Origin of the sequence: Xenococcus sp. PCC 7305, from assembly GCF_000332055.1 — a bacterium.
In the GTDB taxonomy this organism is placed as follows: domain Bacteria; phylum Cyanobacteriota; class Cyanobacteriia; order Cyanobacteriales; family Xenococcaceae; genus Xenococcus.
Map to the genome: position 1 here is coordinate 1 of NZ_ALVZ01000167.1, position 22264 is coordinate 22264.

General features: G+C 39.4%; 19 protein-coding genes. 11 read left to right on the forward strand and 8 right to left on the reverse strand.

All coding sequences use genetic code 11. The features are described from left to right. Positions 1-283 precede the first annotated feature (283 nt). Positions 284-730: a pentapeptide repeat-containing protein gene (locus tag XEN7305_RS11310; protein WP_006509557.1), complete on the forward strand. Its 447-nt coding sequence runs from the start codon at positions 284-286 to the stop codon at positions 728-730. Between the two features lie 18 nt (positions 731-748). Here the strand turns inward: XEN7305_RS11310 and uvrB are convergent, their stop codons facing one another. Continuing rightward, positions 749-2746, reverse strand: coding sequence for an excinuclease ABC subunit UvrB (gene uvrB, locus XEN7305_RS11315; RefSeq protein ID WP_006509558.1), 1998 nt, complete (start codon positions 2744-2746; stop codon positions 749-751). 143 nt (positions 2747-2889) lie between these two features. Further along, positions 2890-3828 carry a prolyl aminopeptidase gene (gene pip, locus XEN7305_RS11320; RefSeq protein WP_006509559.1) on the reverse strand — a complete coding sequence of 313 codons (939 nt, stop codon included), beginning with the start codon at positions 3826-3828 and terminating at the stop codon, positions 2890-2892. Positions 3829-3959: 131 nt separating this feature from the next. Here pip and XEN7305_RS11325 point away from each other — a divergent pair, with 131 nt between their 5' ends. Further along, positions 3960-4673: a M15 family metallopeptidase gene (locus tag XEN7305_RS11325; protein ID WP_144053250.1), complete on the forward strand. Its 714-nt coding sequence runs from the start codon at positions 3960-3962 to the stop codon at positions 4671-4673. A gap of 84 nt (positions 4674-4757) precedes the next feature. Here XEN7305_RS11325 and XEN7305_RS11330 read toward each other — a convergent pair whose 3' ends face one another. The 3 genes from XEN7305_RS11330 to XEN7305_RS11340 all read right to left on the reverse strand — a co-directional run bounded on the left by XEN7305_RS11330 (position 4758) and on the right by XEN7305_RS11340 (position 9706). Beyond that, positions 4758-5999 (reverse strand): MFS transporter, encoded by a 1242-nt coding sequence (locus XEN7305_RS11330; protein WP_006509561.1) that lies wholly within the window; start codon positions 5997-5999, stop codon positions 4758-4760. Positions 6000-6109: 110 nt separating this feature from the next. Next, positions 6110-8104, reverse strand: a complete 1995-nt coding sequence (locus XEN7305_RS11335) for a nucleoside-diphosphate sugar epimerase/dehydratase (RefSeq protein WP_006509562.1) — start codon at positions 8102-8104, stop codon at positions 6110-6112. Between the two features lie 600 nt (positions 8105-8704). Further along, positions 8705-9706, reverse strand: a complete 1002-nt coding sequence (locus tag XEN7305_RS11340) for a saccharopine dehydrogenase-like oxidoreductase (RefSeq protein ID WP_040897547.1) — start codon at positions 9704-9706, stop codon at positions 8705-8707. A 418-nt stretch (positions 9707-10124) separates the two neighbouring features. Here XEN7305_RS11340 and XEN7305_RS11345 point away from each other — a divergent pair, with 418 nt between their 5' ends. The 3 genes from XEN7305_RS11345 to XEN7305_RS11355 are packed head-to-tail and all read left to right on the forward strand — an operon-like array spanning position 10125 to position 11172. Beyond that, complete coding sequence (locus XEN7305_RS11345) at positions 10125-10340, forward strand: DUF2997 domain-containing protein (protein WP_006509564.1); 216 nt, start codon at positions 10125-10127, stop codon at positions 10338-10340. Positions 10341-10380: 40 nt separating this feature from the next. Beyond that, positions 10381-10767: a DUF1257 domain-containing protein gene (locus XEN7305_RS11350; RefSeq protein ID WP_006509565.1), complete on the forward strand. Its 387-nt coding sequence runs from the start codon at positions 10381-10383 to the stop codon at positions 10765-10767. After that, a complete protein-coding gene (locus XEN7305_RS11355) occupies positions 10768-11172 on the forward strand; it encodes a ferredoxin (protein ID WP_006509566.1) in 405 nt (134 codons plus the stop codon). Between the two features lie 95 nt (positions 11173-11267). On the opposite strand, the gene XEN7305_RS11360 is transcribed toward XEN7305_RS11355, so the two are convergent. Next, on the reverse strand, positions 11268-12392 hold the full coding sequence (locus tag XEN7305_RS11360; RefSeq protein WP_006509567.1) for a response regulator transcription factor: 1125 nt from the start codon (positions 12390-12392) through the stop codon (positions 11268-11270). Between the two features lie 312 nt (positions 12393-12704). On the opposite strand from XEN7305_RS11360, the gene XEN7305_RS11365 reads away from it, so the two are divergent. From XEN7305_RS11365 to XEN7305_RS11380, 4 genes are all read left to right on the forward strand, one after another. Next, complete coding sequence (locus XEN7305_RS11365; protein ID WP_006509568.1) at positions 12705-14288, forward strand: sodium:proton antiporter; 1584 nt, start codon at positions 12705-12707, stop codon at positions 14286-14288. Positions 14289-14298: 10 nt separating this feature from the next. Further along, the gene (locus XEN7305_RS11370; protein WP_006509569.1) at positions 14299-15063 is read left to right on the forward strand and encodes a biotin/lipoate A/B protein ligase family protein; all 765 of its coding nucleotides are present in this window, start codon (positions 14299-14301) and stop codon (positions 15061-15063) included. Between the two features lie 55 nt (positions 15064-15118). After that, the gene (locus XEN7305_RS11375) at positions 15119-15604 is read left to right on the forward strand and encodes an allophycocyanin subunit alpha-B (RefSeq protein WP_006509570.1); all 486 of its coding nucleotides are present in this window, start codon (positions 15119-15121) and stop codon (positions 15602-15604) included. A gap of 78 nt (positions 15605-15682) precedes the next feature. Continuing rightward, complete coding sequence (locus XEN7305_RS11380) at positions 15683-16180, forward strand: hypothetical protein (protein ID WP_006509571.1); 498 nt, start codon at positions 15683-15685, stop codon at positions 16178-16180. 106 nt (positions 16181-16286) lie between these two features. Here XEN7305_RS11380 and polA read toward each other — a convergent pair whose 3' ends face one another. Then, on the reverse strand, positions 16287-19235 hold the full coding sequence (gene polA / locus XEN7305_RS11385; protein WP_006509572.1) for a DNA polymerase I: 2949 nt from the start codon (positions 19233-19235) through the stop codon (positions 16287-16289). A gap of 664 nt (positions 19236-19899) precedes the next feature. Further along, a complete protein-coding gene (queA, locus tag XEN7305_RS11390) occupies positions 19900-21039 on the reverse strand; it encodes a tRNA preQ1(34) S-adenosylmethionine ribosyltransferase-isomerase QueA (RefSeq protein ID WP_006509573.1) in 1140 nt (379 codons plus the stop codon). A gap of 151 nt (positions 21040-21190) precedes the next feature. Between queA and XEN7305_RS11395 the strand changes: the two genes are divergently transcribed. Next, positions 21191-21580: a hypothetical protein gene (locus XEN7305_RS11395; RefSeq protein WP_006509574.1), complete on the forward strand. Its 390-nt coding sequence runs from the start codon at positions 21191-21193 to the stop codon at positions 21578-21580. 174 nt (positions 21581-21754) lie between these two features. Further along, positions 21755-22258 (forward strand): DNA-processing protein DprA, encoded by a 504-nt coding sequence (locus XEN7305_RS11400; protein WP_006509575.1) that lies wholly within the window; start codon positions 21755-21757, stop codon positions 22256-22258. The last annotated feature ends 6 nt before the right edge of the window (positions 22259-22264 follow it).

Genomic DNA, 22264 nt, shown 5'->3' on the forward strand with positions numbered 1-22264 from the left:
CCACTATGCCCTGTTCCACTTAAAGAAGTGGAGGAATTCAACCTCAAGGGATAAGTTAGAAGTAGTTTTATCCTTCTGCCCTCTCTCTTGGTGAGCGTTCCCTTGCGCCTGACGGCGGCGCGGGGTCTCACCGCTGCCCTCTGCCCTCTACCTTCAAGGGCGAAGCCCCGTTAAATAGGGCAATCGCACACTTTTCTTTACGTTTCAACTGAGCTCATTTTAGTGATCGAGATTTCAATTACTAAATTTGGCTTTCCCAATATTCATTCAGAAGGCAAAAAATATGGAAGCTCAAGAAGTTTTAAAACTATACAGAGCCGGACAACGAAATTTCAGTCAGGTATGTCTGATTCAAATATGTTTGCCTAACGCTAATTTGATTGGTATTAACCTGATTGGCGCTAATCTGATTGGTGCCAACTTACAAAGTACAAATCTGACTAAAGCTCATCTAAATCAAGCCAGACTGAATAAATCTAATCTAGCTGATACGACCATGATTCAAGCATGTCTAATTAATACTGAAATGATTGACTCTGATCTTAGAGGAGCTAATCTTAGAGGAGCTAATCTCAGAGGAGCTAATCTCAGAGGAGCTAATCTTCGGGGAGCTAATCTCAGAGGAGCTAATCTAGGTGGAGCTGATCTGATGGGAGTTTATTTGAAGGAAACCAATTTAGAGGGTGTCAATCTGAAGGATGCTCATCTAGAAGATTTGGAAATTCAATGAGATTGCCAGAATTTTTGTTTATTTGCCCAATAGTTTAGCTCTTAGTTTTTTAATGCGATCGCGATAGGTAGCCGCCGACTCAAACTCCAAATTCTTCGCCGCTTCTTTCATTTGTGTTTCTAATTGCTCAATAATTTCAGGAATTTTTTCTAGGGGCAACTCATCAGATTGTTGATAAATCTCTTCCAATTGCTCACTATTAAGGCGGCGAGAAAGATCGAGGAAAGATAAGATTGAATTATCTGATTTTTTAATAATAGGTTGGGGCGTAATATTATGTTTTTTATTATGAGCAATTTGAATTTCTCTTCTGCGATTAGTTTCTGCGATCGCATTAATCATGCTTTTAGTTAAATTATCGGCGTATAAAATTGCTTGTCCCTCAATATGCCGCGCCGCTCTGCCGATAGTTTGAATGATCGAACTAGTAGAACGCAAAAATCCTTCTTTATCAGCGTCGAGAATTGCCACCAAAGAAACCTCTGGCAAATCCAATCCTTCCCGTAACAAATTAACCCCAATTAAAACATCGAATTCTCCTTTGCGCAGAGCTTGCAAAATCTCAATTCTTTCAATAGCTTTAATCTCAGAATGTAAATATTGCACCTTCACATCTCTTTCACTAAAATATTCGCTCAAATCTTCTGCCATTCTCTTCGTAAGAGTAGTAATAAGGACTCGTTGGGAAAGCTTCACTCTAGTTTTAATTTCTCCCAAAAGATCATCGACTTGATTTGTCGTCGAGCGCACGATAATCTCTGGATCAATTACTCCTGTGGGACGAATAACTTGCTCTACTATCTGTTCTTGGGATTGCTCCAGTTCCCAAGCTGCTGGAGTTGCCGAAACAAAAATACATTGATTAACTTTTTGCCAAAATTCTGATGCTTGCAAAGGTCGATTATCTGCAGCCGAGGGCAAACGAAAACCATGATTAATTAAAGTTTTCTTTCGAGCTTGGTCCCCATTATACATTCCTCTAATTTGGGGAACCGTCACATGAGATTCATCAATAATTAATAACCAATCTTCAGAAAAATAATCGATTAAGCATTCTGGGGGAGAACCTGGTTCTCTGCCTGCCAAATGACGGGAATAGTTTTCTACGCCATTGCAATAGCCAACTTCTTCTAAAAGTTCTAAATCATAACGCGTTCGTTGTTCTAGTCTTTGATATTCTAATAATTTATTGTCTTTTTCTAGATTTTGTAATTGTGTTTCTAGTTCGTTTCTAATATCTTGGCAAGCTTTTTCTAATTGAGATTCAGGAGTGACAAAATGTCGTGCTGGGTAAATACTAATTCGTTGCAGATCTTCTAGGGTTTCTCTGGTCAAAGGATCTACATATTGCAAACTATCTACTTCATCGCCAAAAAACTCAATTCGAATAATGCGATCTTCATAGGCAGGAATAATTTCTAAAACATCGCCTTTAACGCGAAAATTCCCCCTTTCTAATTCAATATCATTGCGGGAATATTGCACAGAAACTAAACTGCGGAGCAAATCTCCCAAAGGAATTTCGGCTCCTACTTGAATTTTAATGGCGGCATTGAGATATTCGGCGGGCATTCCCAAGCCATAAATACAGCTAATAGAAGCTACTACAATCACATCTTGGCGTTCAAAGAGAGAACGAGTTGCCGAGTGACGCAACATATCTATTTCATCATTGATCGAAGCTGTTTTTTCTATATAGGTATCGGTAACAGGAATATAGGCTTCGGGCTGATAATAATCGTAATAACTAATGAAATATTCAACGGCATTATGAGGAAAAAACTGCCGCAGTTCATTACATAATTGAGCTGCCAAAGTTTTATTGTGAGCTAAGACTAAAGTTGGTTTTTCGACATTGGCAATTACCTGGGCAGCGGTAAAAGTTTTACCTGTGCCTGTGGCCCCTAGCAAGGTTTGAAAAGTATTGCCAGCCAAGATCGAATCAGTTAATTTTGCGATCGCTTTTGGTTGGTCTCCTGTTGGTTGAAAAGGAGATTTTAGATTAAAAAGACTCATAAATCATTGAAATTTTAACATTTAACATTAAGCATTGAACATTACTTATTACTCATTACTCATTACTCATTACTTATTACTTATTACTTATTACTTATTACTTATTACTTATTACTTATTACTCATTACCCATTACCCATTACTCACCAATTATCCGTCGCTTCAATTAAAGCATCCCGAATTCCTAGTTCACTAATAGAATGACCAGCATCGCCCACGACAATGAATTTAGCTTTTTGCCATTTTTGATGCAATTCCCAAGCGCTAATCATCGGGCAAACTACATCATACCTTCCTTGAACAATCACTCCTGGGATGTGACTCATCTTGTGAGCATTTTCTAAAAGTTGATTTTCTGTGGCAAAAAATCCTTTATTAATAAAGTAATGACATTCAATGCGAGCAAAAGCTTCAGCAAATTCAGCTTCGCCAAATCTCTTGATACTTTTGGCTGAAGGAATTAATTTACTCGTACTAGCTTCCCAAATAGACCAAGCACGGGCAGCTTCTAAACGAATATTGCGATCGCTACTAGTCAATCTCTTATAATAAGCAGAGATCAAATTATCTCTTTCCTCCACAGGAATTGGTTTGAGATATTCTTGCCAAGCATCAGGAAAAATATTGCTGGCACCTTCTTGATAAAACCAGTGCAATTCCTTTTGTCGTAGCATAAAAATCCCACGCAAAATCAAACCCTGACATCTTTCAGGATGAGTTTGACTATAAGCCAAGGCTAGGGTGCTGCCCCAACTGCCACCAAATACTACCCATTGCTCAATCTCTAAATGTTCTCTGAGTTTCTCAATATCACTCACCAAATCCCAAGTGGTATTTTCTCTCAATTCGGCATAGGGAGTACTTTGTCCCGCTCCTCTTTGATCAAAAATGATAATACGCCATTTTTGCGGGTTAAAATATTGTCTATACATAGGCGTAATGCCACCACCAGGACCACCATGCAAGAAAATTACTGGCTTTCCGTCAGGATTCCCTGACTGTTCATAATGAATTGTATGAAGGTCAGATACTGGTAATTTCCCTTCGTTATAAGGGTCGATGGGAGGATATAGTTCTGTCATAATTAAGTCAGAATTTAATTGCGGCAAACTTTAAGGGATCTTTAGAATTCATTCAACCACAGTTGTTCCAAAATTTATAAATAACTGTTATAAATTGTGGATATTATGTCGTGAACTCCCTCTTGCCCGTAGTGAAACCATACCAAAAAATTCCGATCAAAGAATGTGGTGAACCTTTAGTTGCCATTCCCCAAGAAAAATTTGTTGTGGAGTTACCCCATCCATACGAAAAACTTGGCGCGGAGTATGACGGTAAATCTCCTTATTGCCTGCGCAAAGGAGTTCTAGAAGCCTTGGAAACGGCTCAATTTTTATTAGATAAAAGACATCCAGGCTGGAAGCTAAAAATCCATGATGCCTATCGGCCAGTGGGAGTGCAACAATTTATGGTCAATTATACGTTTGAATCTTTGATCAGGAAGTATGGTTGGCAAGAAAATCAGATATCCCCTCAACAAAGACAAGAACTTTGGTCTCAAGTTTATGAACTATGGGCGGCACCTAGTGCTGACCCTAATACCCCACCGCCCCATAGTACTGGAGCTGCTATAGATCTCAACATTATTGATGATCAGCAAAGAGTTTTGGATATGGGGGGCGCGATTGATGAGATTTCTCCGCGATCGCATCCCGAATATTACGCTAGAAGTAAAACTCTGCAAGATCAGCAGTATAATCGCCATCGTCAATTGTTAAATCAAGTCATGAGTGATAGTGGTTTTTGTCGTCATCCTAAAGAATGGTGGCATTTTTCTTTGGGAGATCAGATGTGGGCTTGGTTACAAAATCAGCAGAATCCACAAAAGCCGAAGGAGCATCTTCAAGCTCGCTATGGAAGGGTCTGATTAATTGAAAATTGAAGAGCAGACCCGCGTCGCCGACAGGCGCAAGGGAATCCCGATTTGAAGACAAGCGCGAGAGTTTACAAATTAACATTTAACAGTCTTTTTGAGGTAGCTTAAGATGGCTATGCCGAAAATGATAGAAATAGCAGAGCCTAACCAGTAACTCATCACAAAATTAACGGATTGATCTAGGGCATAACCGCCGATCGCTGGGCCGATAAAATAGCCAATTGCCCAACATTGAGAATTAATCGCAAGATAAACTCCTCGCAAAGATTCGGGAGCAATATCAGCAATAAAGGCAGAAGCAGCAGGGGTATAGGAAATCATAGCCAAGGACATGAACCCTAAGGCTAATATGATACAAATTAGTGGTTGATTAACGATACTGGTTAGCCAAATTAAACTAAAACCGATTCCCCATAACATCATGGATATTATGAGGGCGTTGATCCGAGAAACATAATTTAAAAACCGCGCCATTGGTAGCTGGCAAATTACCGCAAAAATAATATGCCAGGTAAATAGGCCACTGATAATTTCTTCGGAAAAACCCTGTTGAAGACCCATTTCTCCCCCGACCGAGACAAAATTCTTGAGGTATAGGGGCAGCGTGCTCTGGAGCTGGGAGAGATAGGTGGTGAAAAGAATATTTACGACAACATAAATCATTAAAGTGCGATCTCCCAAGGCCGTCAGCCAACCTTGATAATATTGAGACTGCTGAGGAGCAAATTCAAATTCATAGGTTTCTGCGATCGCAAAATACACAACAGCAAAAAATAAGACAAAAGAAATCCCATCAATCACAAATAACATTCGATAATTCACCGAAGCGGCGAGCAAGGCTCCGCCCAAAATCACGCCCAAACTTAAACCTAAATTATCTGCTAATCGGGTAATAGCAAAAGCTTCATTGCGTTGTTGAGATGCCGTCAAATCAATAATTGCCGCTTCGGTTGCTGGCCAATAGAAACCAATACCCAAACCCATTAATAAATTACCCAGTACTAAGCCTGGGAAATTGCTCGTTGTTGCTAAAAAGACATCAGCTACCGCAGATATGGCAACCGCAAGGAGCAAAGTTTTTCTTCTGCCCCATTGAGGAGAATCGACAGCACTCCCTCCCCAAAAACGACCAAAAACGCCAGAAATCGAAGCACTACCGATGGCAAATCCGACTAATGTCGCAGGAATACCGACTTGATTAACAAAAAAGATTGGTGCATAGAATAAAGTCAATCCTGAACCAATCTGCGATAACAATCTTCCCCCAGCTAAAATCCATATTGATCTACTAAAATCAGGTAATTTGAATAATTGCATTATCTACACAACTTGGTAATTTTAGGTTTCTAGGTTTTAGGGATTCCCTAACACCTAACACCTTTTCCTCAATTTTGCCGAGTCGTGTACTTTTATAGTTTGTTGCTTCCTCAAATTCTGCGTATTTTTGCCTCGTTAGCGACTTCTCGCGAAGCTTCCTGAACAAAATCGGTCTTGATATATTTGGGTTGATATCCTGGCACTAGTTGTTCCAGCAAAAAAAGAATGGTATTTCTATCATTTTGAGCTGCTGCTTTACAAAGAGCGGCGATCGGCCAATTTAAGGTAAGCGGAACCATACTACTGGCATTGTCCACTACCAGAAGTTTTTCATGTTCGGTTTCTGTATATTTTTCCCCTGGGATGAGAAGTTCCTCGAATAATTTTTCTCCTGGTCGCAATCCGGTATAAACAATTTCAATATCTTTCCCGACCTCATATCCAGAGAGACGAATTAAATCTTTTGCCAAGTCGACAATTTTGACGGGTTGCCCCATATTGAGCATAAAGATTTGACCATGATGACTTAAAACTGAAGCCTGTAGAACTAACTGAACAGCTTCGGGGATTGTCATAAAGTAACGACAAATTTCGGGATGGGTAATCGTGAGCGGCCCACCCTTGGCGATTTGTCTCTGGAAAGTTGGCACGACACTGCCTCTACTTCCTAACACATTGCCAAAACGAACCACAACAAAGGGCTTGCCAGTTTTCTTGGCGGCTTGCAATACCAGCATCTCCGCCACCCGTTTACTGGCTCCCATGACATTGGTGGGGTTAACGGCTTTGTCAGTAGAAATCATCACAAAATGTTGGACTTCATACTGGATCGCCAAATCGAGTAAATTTTTGGTTCCTAAAACATTATTGGTAATTGCTTCTGGGGGATTGGCTTCCATGAGAGGAACATGTTTATGGGCTGCCGCATGGAAGACAAGATCTGGCTGATATTTAGCAAAGGCATTCTCTAGGCGATCGCGAAAGCGGAGGTCGGCAATAAAAGCCGCAATTCTAGTTAATTTCCGCGAACTATTCGCTTCCTGGCGCAATATTTGTAAGGCTTGCTTTAATTCCTGTTCGATATTAAAAACTGAATTTTCGCCATGACCAACTAAAATTATTTCGGCTGGGCGACAACGAAAAATTTGGCGGCAAAGCTCACTACCAATCGAACCTCCTGCACCAGTGATTAAAATCTTTTTGCCCTGAACAAATTGTAAAACTCCTTCGGTGTCTGTTTTGATCGACTCTCGCCTTAGTAAGTCTTCGATCTTGACTTCTCTGACCACTTTAATATTTTGACGATCATTAAGAATCTCATGAATTCCTGGAAGAGTACTTGTCTTTACACCAATCGCCTGACCGATATCGACAATTTCGCGAATCACCTGTCCTGGGGCAGTTGGCATAGCAATAACAACTTGGTTAATATTCCAAGAAGAAATCACTTCAGGAATATCAAACCGATTACCCACAATGGGAATGCCTCTAATTTTTAAGTTGATTTTGCGTGGATCATCATCGATAAAAGCCACAGGATAAAGACCTAGTTTGGGATTTCTTTGGATCTCTTGCAACAGAGCCACCCCGGCATTCCCTGCTCCAGCAATTAGCACGCGATCAGGTGATCCTGGTACTCCGTGATCGCGACGCAGAAATTGTTTTGTCTTTTGCTGATTTCTTTCTAAGGCTCGAATACTAAAACGAGTTCCACCGACTAAAATAAAACTCAAAATACCATCTAATAATGGTAAAGAGCTGGGGATAAGTCTCACCGAAAAAATAAGTTCGATTAGGCCAAAAACTAAAATTTCTAAGATGATTGCAGCAACGATTAAGGCAGCGATTTTGATGATTTCATCAATGCTGGCATATCGCCAATAATGCTTGTATAAATTGCAAGTAATAAAAATACCGAGCTTTATAACTAGAAATATTACAGTAGCTATGATCAAACCCGATGCATACTGACCTAAAGAAGACAAATTATCTAGCCGAATAATTGCACTAATTAATGGTGCCAGCAGAAATATAATCGTATCTAAAAATAGAAATTTACGATTATCTAAGGATAATACTTGTTTTTCTATACTACTTTTGAGCATGGTGTGTTCTAAGGTTAACAGAGATAGATTTTTGGAGGAAGTTTCTAGGATTTTGAAAATACAATTAGGATTTTTCTGATACTCTCTAATTATTTGGCTATTGATGACAATTTTTTTTTAAACTTTTACTGACTTTAGTTTTGCTTAAATATTGCTTTACTTATTAATATCTAATTATTTGTCACCCAATGACTTACGTCTGAATTATAGCAGAGTCTATCATGCCACTTAAGACAGAAAAAAAACTTTATATATATAATTTGTTAAGCTCTGGCTTAAAGATTTCTAAAATGTAAACTTTATCGAAAATGCAAATAGAATAAGCAATTTATTCTCAAAGTATGTCTAAAATTTAAAATAAGAAATAGAATTTATACATGTTTTTTGATTATGTAAAGTTGAGGCTTATGAGGAAAAGGTTTTAGGTCTTAGGTCTTAGGTCTTAGGTTTTCGGTTTACTAAGTCGTATCTTCGATAAAGGATTAATGTCCGCTCAACTAAAAATAGCTCCACCCGATTACTGGGTTAGAGCTAAATTCGTCATATAAGCACTTATTACTTATTACTTATGTATTTATTACTTCCGCGCAGCAACGCTAGTCAATTCACAAACTGAGGCATAATTTCGGCTGCGGTAAACAATCCAGTAACTTTCCGGCGTTGGAGGGCAATTCCTGCTTTAAGGTAGCCAAAAGCTGGGCCGCAAACATTAGCTGCCATGCTAGTCTCATCCCCCAAAGTAAAAGTATGGGTAGATATTTTGCCTTCAAAAGTACGACCAGTGATTGCAACATTAGTACTTAGGGGCTTTTTCGGGTTGCGAGTGTCCACCACTCCGCCTACGGTAACGCGATCGCGATCGCAGATTCCGGCCAATTCCAGCATAATGTCATCAGCATGTTCCATATTTTCTAAGGCAATAATGCCATTGGTTTTATCCAGCAACGCACTTACTTCATCGTCCGTCATGGCTCTAGCTGTTTCGACATCATATTCGCTCATATGGGCAATATCTTCGCGAATAGTTGATTTATAAGCTTCCCAGTTGGCAATCCCGACCCCAAAAGTAATTTTGACGCTATGGATTTCAGCATAGCTTTGGGCGGCCACAGCAGCAGCCGCAGTTAACAATCCTGGAGTAGCACCGCAACCTGTCAGATAGGTGATTCCAGCTGCTTGCAAATCATCCTGGATCTCTAATAATTGTTCCACGGCACTGGTCCGTTTGAGAGCATCGACTAATACTCCTTGCCAACCAGATTTAATAAATTGTTGGGCCACATCTGCCATAAAAGTATTAGGAAGATTGGGTAATGCCAAAAAATAACCATCTACTGAGTGATTAACTACCAAATCTTGAATACTATTCTTGCTGAGAGTGCCATCAGCATCGAGATGCCCAATAGATCCGCGATCGCGACAAGTCTTAATTACTAGATCGGGATTTAGCCCCAAAGAATTATACGCATAACCTTGGTGATCGGCGGCGGCAACCCAAATCATTTCGCCTTTAGGAGCCAAGATCTTCGCAGCTGCTTGACCTAAACCGCCAAAACCTAAAACTCCAACCTTTATTGGTTGATTAACTTTATCTATAATCATTAATTTCTTCTTTAAACCAGACATTCGGACGAATTCTAGCATTGCATATTTGTCGCCCATTTATGCTGCAAAATTTCCCGTGATGCTGAGGATTGAACCCTCGAAAGCTTACATGTATTATCCTGCTGGGAGTAGGAGGATGAGAGGAGGTCACGCGATCGCCCCGATTTTTGTATATTTTTTTTGCGTAATGAGAATTTTTTTAGGATTTTTTCTTGACTGGATGTTAAAACTCAGGAAAACTTATAAAGTAATGAAGTAACCAATCTCATAATTATTAACTTTTGATACAATCTAAGTCATTAAGCTGCTTGAAGTGAAGATAAGTAAGCCCATTGCTTGATTCCCAAGTAATAAATAAATTAAATTCTCTTGATTGTTCACTGAAGTAAAATAACCAGTTGAAAATTTATCCCTCATGAACGCCGAAACCTTAGAATTTATTATCTATCCCGATGGTCGGGTAAAAGAAACAGTTACAGGAATCATTGGCTCTTCTTGTCAAGAGGTGACAGCAGCCGTTGAAGCAGAATTGGGAGTAGTTATTTCTCAAGAAACAACTTCAGAATACTACGCCCAAGAAAATAAGCAGTCAGCGAAGGTCAACACCCACGACACTTTTAGCGATTGGTAATTTAACATAATCTATCTCTTTTTATTTAATCTCAAAAAATATGTCTCATTTCAGCAATATCAAAACTAAAATTCGTAATCTCGACTCTTTAAAGTCCGCTCTTAATGATCTTGATGTTGATTGGAAAGCAGGTTCTGCTCCCATTAGAGGTTATCAAGGACAAACTAAAGATGCAGAAGTTGTTGTCGAGCAAACCAATAACTATGATTTTGGCTTTAGTTGGAACGGTAGTGAGTATGAATTGGTAGCAGATTTACAATATTGGCAACAGCCTCTAACTGTAGAGAGTTTCCTCAAAAAAGTGACTCAACGCTATGCTTACCATACAGTTGTAAATGAAACTTCGAAGCAGGGATTCCAAATTGCTGAAGAGCAGAAAAATGAAGATGGTTCGATTCGCTTAGTTGTTCAACGTTGGAACGGATAGATGTCAGATTTTGATGCCGCCCCCGAAATTACAGGTTTAGAGCCAGAATTAGGGGGTATTTTTAGAGACACGCCCGAAAGAAGTGGCTTTGAGCCGGAGCTAGGTGGTGTGTTGCGCCAAAAAGGTGCTTATGTAGACGAAACTACTTGTATCGGTTGTAAGCATTGTGCTCATACGGCGACGAATACTTTTTATATCGAACCAGATTTCGGGCGAGCGCGGGTTTTTAATCAAGATGGCGATCCAGAGGATTTGATTGAAGAGGCGATCGACACTTGTCCTGTTAATTGTATCCATTGGGTTGACTATACAAAACTCAAGAATCTCGAGGAGGCCAGGAAGAATCAGGTAATTAGAAATCTCGGGTTTCCCCAACATAGTAAACTACCTAAAATTACGGATTAAGGTTATTGAAACTTTAGATCATTGGAATTAATGGTATGACTCTAAAACCTACCACCTAAAACCTAACACCTAAAACCTAACACCAGTATTCTGGATTATCTAGTTGCTTCAGTTGTTTCTGAGCCAGAGCTGGAGTTGCCCGCTGAAATCAATGCCCAACTAGAAAAACTAATTGAAACAGCAGCAACCAAAACAGCTGCAATCAGCCAAGTTCTCATTTTTTGAATTTGTTCATCAAAATCTTGGATCGAAGAACGAATGGGATTTACCACCGCAATCAGTTCTTGATGATATTTAGGTTCAATCTTTTCAATAGAATCTCGCATATTATTCAGTTGTCCTTCAATTTCGAGAAAAGAAGTACAAATTGGATCAATAGTTAATTTTAACTCTTTGCGATATGTAGACTCAATTTCATCTAAATGCGGCTGTATTTGATCTTTTTGAGCTGTCAATTTTTCTTCAGCTTGAGCAAGTTGGGTCTGCAATTTCTGCTCCACCCCAACTATTTGTTGATTTACTTGAGTCTGAAGATTTTGATTATCAGTCGTTAATTTCTCAGTAACCTTGGTAATTTCATTTTTGACAGCTTCCCAACTAGATTGATTATCTGCTTGAAACTTTCTTAAATGTTCTTTTTGCTTAGTGGCTAACTGTTCTTCTAATAGTTTAAACTGTTGCTCTTGATCTGGGATTTCTCCTTCAGACAAGGCCAATTCTTCCTGTAATTCTTGATATTCTTGGTATTTTTTGAATTGTTTTTGAAATTTCTGTTTATAGGTTTTTAGTAACTCCTCAAGTTGCGCGTGCATTGCTGTCAGAATTTCACCATTGTCCCCTGGAGCAACAATACTATTACTGTCATGGACATTGCGAATTTTCGTTACCAATTCTTTGGCCGTGGTATTTTTGAGCAAATAACCTTTTGCCCCCGTGCGCAGAGATTTGCCCAAATAATCATCTTCCTCATGACCACTCAAAAATATTACTTTAACTTCAGGGAAGCGATCGCTAATGATCTGCGCCGCATTCAGTCCATCCATTTCGGGCATATCGATATCCATCAACACGATATCGGGCTGTAACATCTCAATTTTTGAGATCCCCTCTTTTCCATTCTTGGCAACTCCGACTACTTTGAGGTCAGATTCTTCTTGTAACCAAGTTTTGAGGACTTCACATAATAGTTCTTGGTCGTCTACTAGTAAAATGTTAATCATTTAAAATACCTAATCTTTGGATGGCTAATGGTGAATTATAGTTTTTATTTTAGGCTTTCAATTCGGACTAAAATTGATATATGCCAAGATATACCCCAACATCTTAATCGATCTTTTTTAAGAATATTAGTGTTTAAAATAATCGAAATCACCCATTCTTGGCTTGTGTTATTCTCATTCTTCCCACCAAGTGGAATAACAGAGACAAAATCAAGGAAATGTTATGTATTTGGCCTTCGCTTGAACCAAAACTTCTTACTATTACCCTAATCTTGCCCAGTCGTGTTAAATATTGTTTTTGCGGAGAATTTTATGACCCTAGATGCTTCGGTTGCCGAGTTTTCGATTAAGGGCAATCTAGAACAATTTTTGATTGTATTGTCAGTATCTTTGAGTGTCGCGACTATTTCGCGAATTTTTAGCTGGTTTCGACAAATTCCCTACACTTTACTCCTAGTAATTGTGGGATTGGGTCTAGCTTGTGTTGACATTCGCTTGGTAAATCTTTCTCCCGAATTGATTTTAGAGATTTTCCTCCCCCCATTATTGTTTGAAGCTGCTTGGAATATTCGTTGGCGCAGTCTCAAGGACAATTTATTACCTGTTACCATGTTCGCCATTATTGGGGTGATCATTTCTGTTTTAGGGGTTTCCTTTGCTCTATCCGAGTTTACCGATTTGTCTTTGGCTACTGCTCTTTTGGTCGGCGCTAGTTTATCGGCGACAGATCCTGTTTCCGTGGTAGCTTTGTTCCGCGAATTGGGGGCTAGTAAACGGTTAACTATTCTCATGGAAGGAGAAAGTTTGTTTAATGATGGAGTAGCCGTTGTGGCTTTTCTGTTGTTGGTGGGTATTCCTTTGGGATTAGAAGAATTCTCTTTATCTACTACTATTATTCGCTTTTTCACTTTCGTGGGAATCGGGTTAGGGATTGGTTGCATCGTCGGATTTGGAATTTCCTATTTAACCCAAAGATTCGATCTCCCTTTAGTGGAACAATCTCTAACGTTGGTTTCTGCCTATGGTACTTATCTGGTGACAGAAGAATTGGGGGGATCTGGGGTCATCGGCGTGGTTACAGTGGGGATGATTTTGGGCAATTTTGGCTCCAGAATTGGCATGAATCCCCGTACGAGACTCCTTGTCTCAGAGTTTTGGGACTTTTTAGCCTTTTTCGTCAATTCCATCGTCTTTTTATTAATTGGTGATCAAATAAATTTTGACAGTCTTAGTAGTAACTTTGATCTGATTTGCGTCGCGATCGCAGCTGTGTTAGTGACCAGAGCGATCGCTATCTACGGTTTAGCAAATTTTAGTAATTTAGTCAGTCCAGTTAAAACTAATTTTAGAGAACAAACTGTTCTCTGGTGGGGTGGTTTGCGGGGTTCGGTTTCGATTGCTCTGGCTTTAAGTGTGCCGGCATTACTAACAGGTAGACAAGAAATTATTGATATTGTTTTTGGTGTAGTGTTATTTACGCTGCTGGTTCAAGGATTGTCTACTAAATGGTTGCTGCAAAAGCTTGATCTGATTGGAGATCAACCTTTAAGGCAGGAATATTCGGAATTATTGGCTCGTCGAGTAGCCCTGACAAGAGTGATAGAGTATCTAAGTAATAATGATATTTCTCCCGAAATTATTAATGACGAATTTTATCGTTATCAATTTGGGTTGGTTAAAGGAGAATTAAAATCTATCGAAGACAAAATTGAGAAAATGAACAGGGAACATGAGAGTCTGCGATCGCTGGCAGTCGAGCAATTACAAGAACAATTGTTAGATATCGAAGCCAATACCTATGCCGAATTTATTCGGGCTGGAAAATTACAGGAAAATATCTCTCCTCTCCTCCAGGAAATTATGGTCAAAGCTGATCAATCACTGTTAAAAGGATGAGGGATGAGGGATGAAGGATGAGGAACAAGTCAATTGTCAATTGCCTAAAACATGGCGTTTGATTCCTTTGTTGGATGCGTCTGCCCAGGTGCAGATGGCAGTTGATAATTGGTTGATCGATCAACATAGTCGAGGAGAGCAGCCTCCTACCTTAAGGTTTTATACTTGGTCTCCTGCGGCGATTTCTTTGGGCTATCACCAAAAAGAATATCCCGAATTTTGGCAAGATCTCATTTGGCAAGATCAACCCCTAGATATTGTTCGTCGTCACACAGGCGGCAGGGCAGTTTTGCATCAAGGGGATCTAACTTATGCCTTGGTAACTTCGACTCAACCAGGTAAAAGATTGGCAGTATATAAAAACATCTGTCAATTTCTGATCAATGGTTGGCGATCGCTTGGTGTAGAATTAAGCTACGGGACAGCCAATAGAGAATATGCAGCTCACCACAACTGTTTTACGACAGCAACAGGTGCGGATTTGCTCACCAAACAAGGGTCGAAAGCCATTGGTAGCGCCCAGTTAAGGAGAGGAAAAGCCTTGTTACAACATGGCTCGATGATGCTATCGGTTAACTCTCAACTTTTTGTTAAGATTTTTAACGAACTACCTCCCGTAAATTTAGTAGAATTAATTGCAGATTCAAAGCAGCAAGCGGTCTCGAATATCGTAGACACTTTGGTTTTGGCAGCTCAAGATTGGTTCAATATTGACCTTGTAGAGCAACCCTTATCCGATGCTGAGTGGCAAGATGTTTTATCAAAATCACGCTGACCATCAGATACTAAAATTATTCAAAGTTAATTAAAGTTAGATTGATCACAATATTATGAGTGTAGTTAGTCAAGTTATTCTCCAAGCAGACGATGAACTTCGTTATCCCAGCAGCGGAGAATTAGAAGGCATCAAGAATTTTTTGGGTACTGGTGAACGAAGAGTAAGAATCGCCGAAACCCTAGCTGAGAACGAAAAGAAAATTGTTCAAAAAGCAGGTCAGAAGCTATTTAGAATTCACCCCGAATATCGTTCTCCTGGGGGTAATGCCTATGGTCAAAAGCAATATAATCAATGTATTAGAGACTTTGGTTGGTATTTAAGGCTCGTGACCTATGGAGTTCTAGCAGGCGACAAAGAGCCCATTGAAAAAATAGGTTTGATTGGTGTTAGGGAAATGTACAATTCTCTCAATGTTCCTGTTGGAGGAATGGTTGATGCGATTCGTTGTTTAAAAGATGCGAGTCTAGATCTTCTCAGCAAAGAAGATGCCAAGGACGCAGCTCTCTACTTCGACTATATTATTCAATCGATGTCCTAGTTGACTCGCTCCCACGCTTCAAAGACGTGGGACTCAGCGCTGCTGGCGCAAGACGCAACGGGAGGAGTATTGTAAGCAATGCGTTGGCTTAAAAAATTTCCTTGGCTTTCTCTGATTATTTTAATCGCTACTTATAGCTTAGCGGGTTGGCATTATGCTGAATGGACCAACGAAATGATTTTAGAGGGAAACTTATGGCTTTGGAATATGGAGCCCGCGATCGCAGCAGCCGTTGTTAATGGAATAGCAGTGATTGGGGTTTTTGCCATCTCCAATATTGTAAATACACCTTTCGACTCTTTAACCATGGGGTTAGGGGGTTGGCTCAAAACAGAAGCTAAAGCGGTAATGTCTATTTTTATTGGTGCCTTAGCTTTTGCTTTGATTGTTCAAAGATTGCAGCATTTTGTCAGATTTTTAATCCTGTTGTCTGCTTTTCTACTTTTCAAACTAGACCTGCGCAACGCAGGTTATTCTGAAGTAACATCCCGTATTCTTCTGATTTTATTTTCCCTCGGTAGTTTTGCTAGTGGAGTCGCATCGTTTTATCAGTTATCAGTGATCAGTTATCAGTGATCAGTTCCAAGACAGCTCCAAGTAAAATTTCACTTATTACTTATTACTTATTACCTATTACTTATTACTTATTACCTATTACTTATTACTTATTACCTATTACTTATTACTTAGCTTCCATCCAATTATTGCCTTGATTAACATCCACTACCAAAGGAATGCTAAGACTCACTGCTTCCTCCATAGTAATTTTTATTTTTTCCTGCAAATCAGACCATTCCTCATGGGGAATTTCAAACACCAATTCATCGTGAACTTGAAGTAATAATTTTGCTTGATAATCTTGCAAAATTTGATGAATTTTTACCATCGCAATTTTTATAATATCGGCACTAGAGCCTTGGATCGTAGAATTGGCCGCAGCTCTCAATAATTGAGCATCTTGATAACTATAATTAATATCCTCTAAATCGAGATCTTCAAGCGCTTTTCCTCGCAAATCCTTCAAGCTATCACTGATGAAATTAAAATAACGCCTTCTCCCTAAGATGGTTGTGACAAAACCTTGGCTCACAGCTTGTTTTTTGACTAATTCTAAGTAATCAAAAACCTTGCTATAACGTTGATGATACTTCTCAATAAATTCCTTGCCTATTTCCTTCTTGAATCCAGATTCGCGGGAAAATCTTTGGGCGCCCATACCATAAATAACCCCAAAATTAATAATCTTACCCAATCGTCTCTCTTCAAGAGATATCTCCTCTTTTTCAAATAAAAGCTGAGCCGTAACACTATGGACATCCTTACTATTTTGATACGCATCAATCAAGACGGGCTCTTGGCTTAAATGAGCCAAAATTCTCAATTCAATTTGAGAATAATCAGCGGCAACTAATAACCAATCTTTTTTGGGCAGAAATGCTTTACGAATTTGACGGGAAAATTCAGTACGAATTGGAATATTTTGTAAATTGGGATGGGAAGATGAAAGTCTTCCGGTTGCCGTCACTGCCTGATTAAAATTCGTATGAACTCTTTGGGTATCTTTTCTCACTAAGTTGGGAATCGCATCAACATAGGTTGATTTAAGTTTTGATAGCGTACGATATTCCAGAATGCGATCAATTATCGGATGATCCCCTTTAAGCTTTTCTAAGACAGCTTGATTTGTCGAGTAACCAGTTTTAGTTTTGCGAGTTTTTTTTAGGTTGAGATTGAGTTTTTCAAAGAGAATTACACTCAGCTGTTTTGGAGAACTGAGATTAAATTCTTCCGCCGCATCTTGATACACTTTTTGCTCAATATCCTGTATGTCAGCGTTTAGTCGCTGAGAAAACTCTTGTAGATAGGGAACATCTAACGCGATTCCTGTAATCTCCATATCAGCTAAAACTGCTTCTAAAGGTTGTTCGACCTCTACCAGTAGTTTTTGCAAATCGGAAAACTGATTTAAATCCTCTTTAATTTTAAAAGCTAGGCAATAGGTTGTATAGGCGTCAATGCCGCAATATTCTGCTGTGAGAGCAATATCAAGATTGGCAATAGTCTCTCCTTTCGCTATTCCCAAGTCTTTATAACTTTTGGCCGTAATTCCAATGTTGTAACGTTCCGATAAATCGGTGAGATTATGAGTTGTTTCGGGATTGATCAGATAACTAGCTAGCATCGTATCGAGAACTATGCCGGCTAGCTGAATTCCCTGATAATGAAAAACTAGACGATCAAATTTAGCATTTTGGAAAACTTTGGGGTAGCGATCGCTTTCTAGAATAAATTTTAAAGCATTTAGAGTTTTTACCTTGTCTAATTGAGTTCCTTGTTTATGTCCCAAAGGAATATAGGCAATATCCGTTGTTTGTGCTCCCCAACAGCAACCAATTCCTACCAGTTCACCATTATGAGGTTCTAAAGATGTGGTTTCTGTATCCCAAGAAACCGGCTTTTCAATATCAGTTTGTTCTTGAAGAATTGATAGTAATTTATCTAGTTTTTTAACTGTATCAACTACTAGAGGCTGAATGACATTGGTAATTTGATTTTTCGGAATGTCTTCAGCTTTCTCTTTATTATTTACAATTTTAGTTGCTGTTCCTGGGGAGAATAAAGATAGCTGTCCATTTTCTTCTGAGTTTGATTTTACTGTTGCAAGTTCTAATTGCTGTTCTGGCTCTTGAAGAAAGGTGCTGAGGCGATCGCAGATCTTTTTAAGTTCTAATTCTTTTAGAAGGGGAATTGCAGCTTGAGGATTGAAATTATCAAATTGACAATCTTCGAGGTTAATTTCTAGCGCAACATCTGTGACAATCTTGGCGAGAAAGCGAGAATGAAAAGCATTATCTCTATCCAAGGCTAATTTCTTTTTAACAGCTCCCTTGACCCGATCTAAATTCTCATAGATGGCATCTAAATTATCAAACTCTGCTATTAATTTAACGGCTGTTTTGTCGCCAACTCCTTTCACTCCTGGAATATTATCCGATGCATCCCCACATAAGGCCTTATAATCTACAACCTGTTCGGGAGTTACTTTAAGCTTTTCGATTACCGCATCCCGATTAAATTCTGTGTAATTTTTCTTGGCAGACCTGAAAGCTCTAGGGTCTAGATACAAAATTTCAATCTGGCGCTCATCATCTACTAATTGGAATAAATCGCGATCGCCGCTGACAATTTTAACTTGATATCCCTCGGTTGCGGCTTTCTGAGCCAAAGTACCTAAAACATCATCAGCTTCAAACCCGGCTTTTGTTGTCACCTTAATATTTAAAGTAGCGAGAAGCTGTTGCAAATTCGCCATATCGGGAATGAAATCATCAGGAGTTTCTTTGCGATTTGCCTTGTAGTTACTATCGGCGACCTTACGAAAAGTCGGCTCTGCCAGATCAAATGCGATCGCAATGCCTTGAGGTTTTTGTAACTCGATTATTTGTAACAAAGAATTTAAAAAGCCAAAACAGATGCTTGTCGGGATTCCTGAAGCAGTTCGTAAGGGGCCTTGACGAGAATGGGCAAAAGCATAATAAGAGCGAAAGGCTAAGGAATGACCATCTATTAGGAGAAATATCGGGTTAGTAGTTTTCTCATTAGTTTGATTAGTTTCCATAGATTGAGTCATAAATTAAGAAATTCGCTAGGGATTAAGGAAGTATGGGGAACCATAAATCATCATATATATTACGGCCAATTATCATCCAAAAAAATCTTGTAGTTCTTTAAAGTAAATATCTCTACCTATTAACAAATGTAAACATGAGTGACAAGTGATTGCTTTTTCCAAGAATACGATGTTAGTCTGTTCACAGACACAAAAGGAAGCGACAGGAAGCTCCTTCTAAGCATGAGATTGGACCCTGTGTCGTCTGCACCAATCAACCCAGTACTTTCCATCAAAGAGTAACCATTAGGTAGACTTGCTGACGTTTTTATTAGCGTTGCAACTACGATCTTAGCCAGAGGTGGTAAAAGAGTTCGATTTGTTTCGGCAAAGTTGCTTGGGAAATATTATTCAGTTCTACTTATTTTTTTGTATTATTTATCTGTCAAAACATTACCAAGTTTTAGTTCAGAATACCTAGTTGGTAATTCAGACAAGGAATCGGGAGAGGCAGGCAGTAAATGTAGTTTAGTTAGCTTTTGTATGTCAATTATTAGCCAATGAAACTGCCTCTCTAACCTTAAAAATTTAATATTGTGACTTGAGGACGTCTATGGATTTTATTCATAGTCTTTTGTTTTTTTTGGGCAATCTTATTTAGACAACTTTAGACAACTGATAACTGTTAGCTGAGAATAAGCATAGCATCGCCAAAAGAATAGAACCGATAACGATTCGCGATCGCATCCTGATATAAACTAAAAAGCCGCTCCCTCCCCGTCAAAGCACTAACCAACATCAATAAACTAGAACCAGGTAAATGGAAATTGGTAATCAAACCATCGACAATTTGCCAATCATATCCTGGATAGATAAAGAGATTGGTTTTCCCTCGAAAAGCTTGTAACTCATTCCCCTCATCAACCAAAGAAGATTGTGCTGCACCCTCTAAAGCTCTAACAGCAGTGGTTCCCACAGCAATAATCCTGCCCCCTCTAGCCTTAGTCTCCTTAATTTTTCTTGTGGTTTCTTCACTAACTTCAATCCACTCCTGATGCATCTGATGTTCTGTGATCTTTTCCACTTCCACTGGGCGAAAAGTTCCTACCCCCACATGAAGAGTAATATAAGTTTGGTCAATGCCCTTAGATTGTAATTTGTCCAATAACTCATGGGTAAAATGTAACCCAGCTGTGGGGGCGGCCACAGCACCGTCTTTTTGAGCAAAGACAGTTTGGTATTGTAGCGGTTGGGACTCACGAGAAGTGATATAGGGCGGAAGCGGCACTTCGCCAAACTCACTCAATAATTGCCAAAAGGATTCAGGAGAATCGCAGTCAAAGCGCAAGATGCGGCCACCTGTCACTTCGTCTTTTGCCACTACAGTGGCGCTGAGTCTTGCTCCTTTTTGGTGCAATGTAAGGTCTCTGGGGTTGCCCTTCAAAGTTTGAGTATTGATATTGCCATTAGTCTGATTGTGTTGAGGAGTAAATAAAATCTTTGTGCCTAGTTTAAATCTTTTTCCTGGTTTAACTAAAGCGAGCCAACAATTGGTTTCTGTTTCTTCCAACAACAAAACTTCAACAGCTGCCCCAGTAGATTTAGCTCCAAAAAGTCGAGCGGGAATTACTCGGGTATTATTTAACACCAAGAGATCCCCAGGCAATAGCCAATCAGGTAAGGTACTGAATATGCTGTGATGATGCGTGCTCGGTGAATTCACAACCAAAAGGCGAGAACTATCCCTCGGGCTGACAGGAGTCTGAGCAATCAGCTCGGGAGGTAAGTTATAGCTATAGTTCGACAACAATAAATCTTTACTCATAAGCAATTTAAACAATTAAAACTTTCTTAAGATTTTAAACTTGGGTAATATCCCCTATAGAAAATTCAGAAAATCGGGTGCTTTTCCCCTAGCGAAACACAGTCTGCTCTTGCGACACTTAGGTCAGTGAAGCTGTAGGACAGAGGTATTTATGGATTTTCTTTATTTTCTTGCTAACGCTAGCCTGGGTCTAAGGACAATTGAATATCTTCGCACAATGGAACATGCGAAGTTCGCTTCTATTACAGTAATCCATCAAATAGATGGTTGGATAGTGAAAATCCGCTATCCCCAGCCCCTCAGTGATCAGCATCGGGATGATTTCCGTGCTTTTATGAATGAGTTGGGAATTCCTTATGAGGCAGAAATGCGTCTGCAAATGGTTTTTTGGAGCTTGGAAACAGGACAATCCACAGTAGAGGTTATGCGTCGCTACCAAGTGGCCATCGTTTCCCATGGAATACCTGATACTAAAGAGATAGAAGCTTTTAGGCAACAGTTTACCAAAGGACTTGGATATTGTCCTGAGACTCTAGCCTAAAAAAAGGGAAAACTTCTTCTTGTTTGATTGCAGCGTTAAAAAATACAAAGAAATTGCAGAAGATATCGTTTTAATTAACGATCCTTTGCTAGAATACCCAGGGTCAGACGGAGTCCGCCGATAAGACGACGCTTCTTACTCTGACTTAGTTAATTAAGATTAAATAAAAAATCTTTGAGTCAATCTTTAAATCTCCCTACCCTAGACACTTTAACCCAAGAGCTAGCAGCAATTCAGCAAACTGGTTCTCGGCGTATTGCCTTGCTCGGTTCTCGTCATGTTCCTATCATGCATCAACAACTGATAGAAATGATGAGCTACGCTCTAGTATTGGCAGGTAATCGCTTAGTTACATCTGGTGCAACTGGCACCAATTCTGCTGCGATTAAAGGTGCAATGCGAGCTGATCCTAATTTACTAACCGTAATCTTGCCCCAAAGTTTAGAATTACAACCGCGGGAATCTCAAGAGCAATTAAAACAGGTTATGAATTTAGTGATCAAGTCAGAAAATGATAGTCTTTCCCTAGGTGATGCTAGTGCAATTTGCAATCGAGAGATTATTACAAGATCTCAGCAGCTAATTTGTTTTGCTTTTCACCATAGTGATACTTTGCTGAAAACTTGCGAAGAAGCAGAAGAAAAGAGAAAGATCGTCACCTTGTTTTATTTCGATTAGATTAAT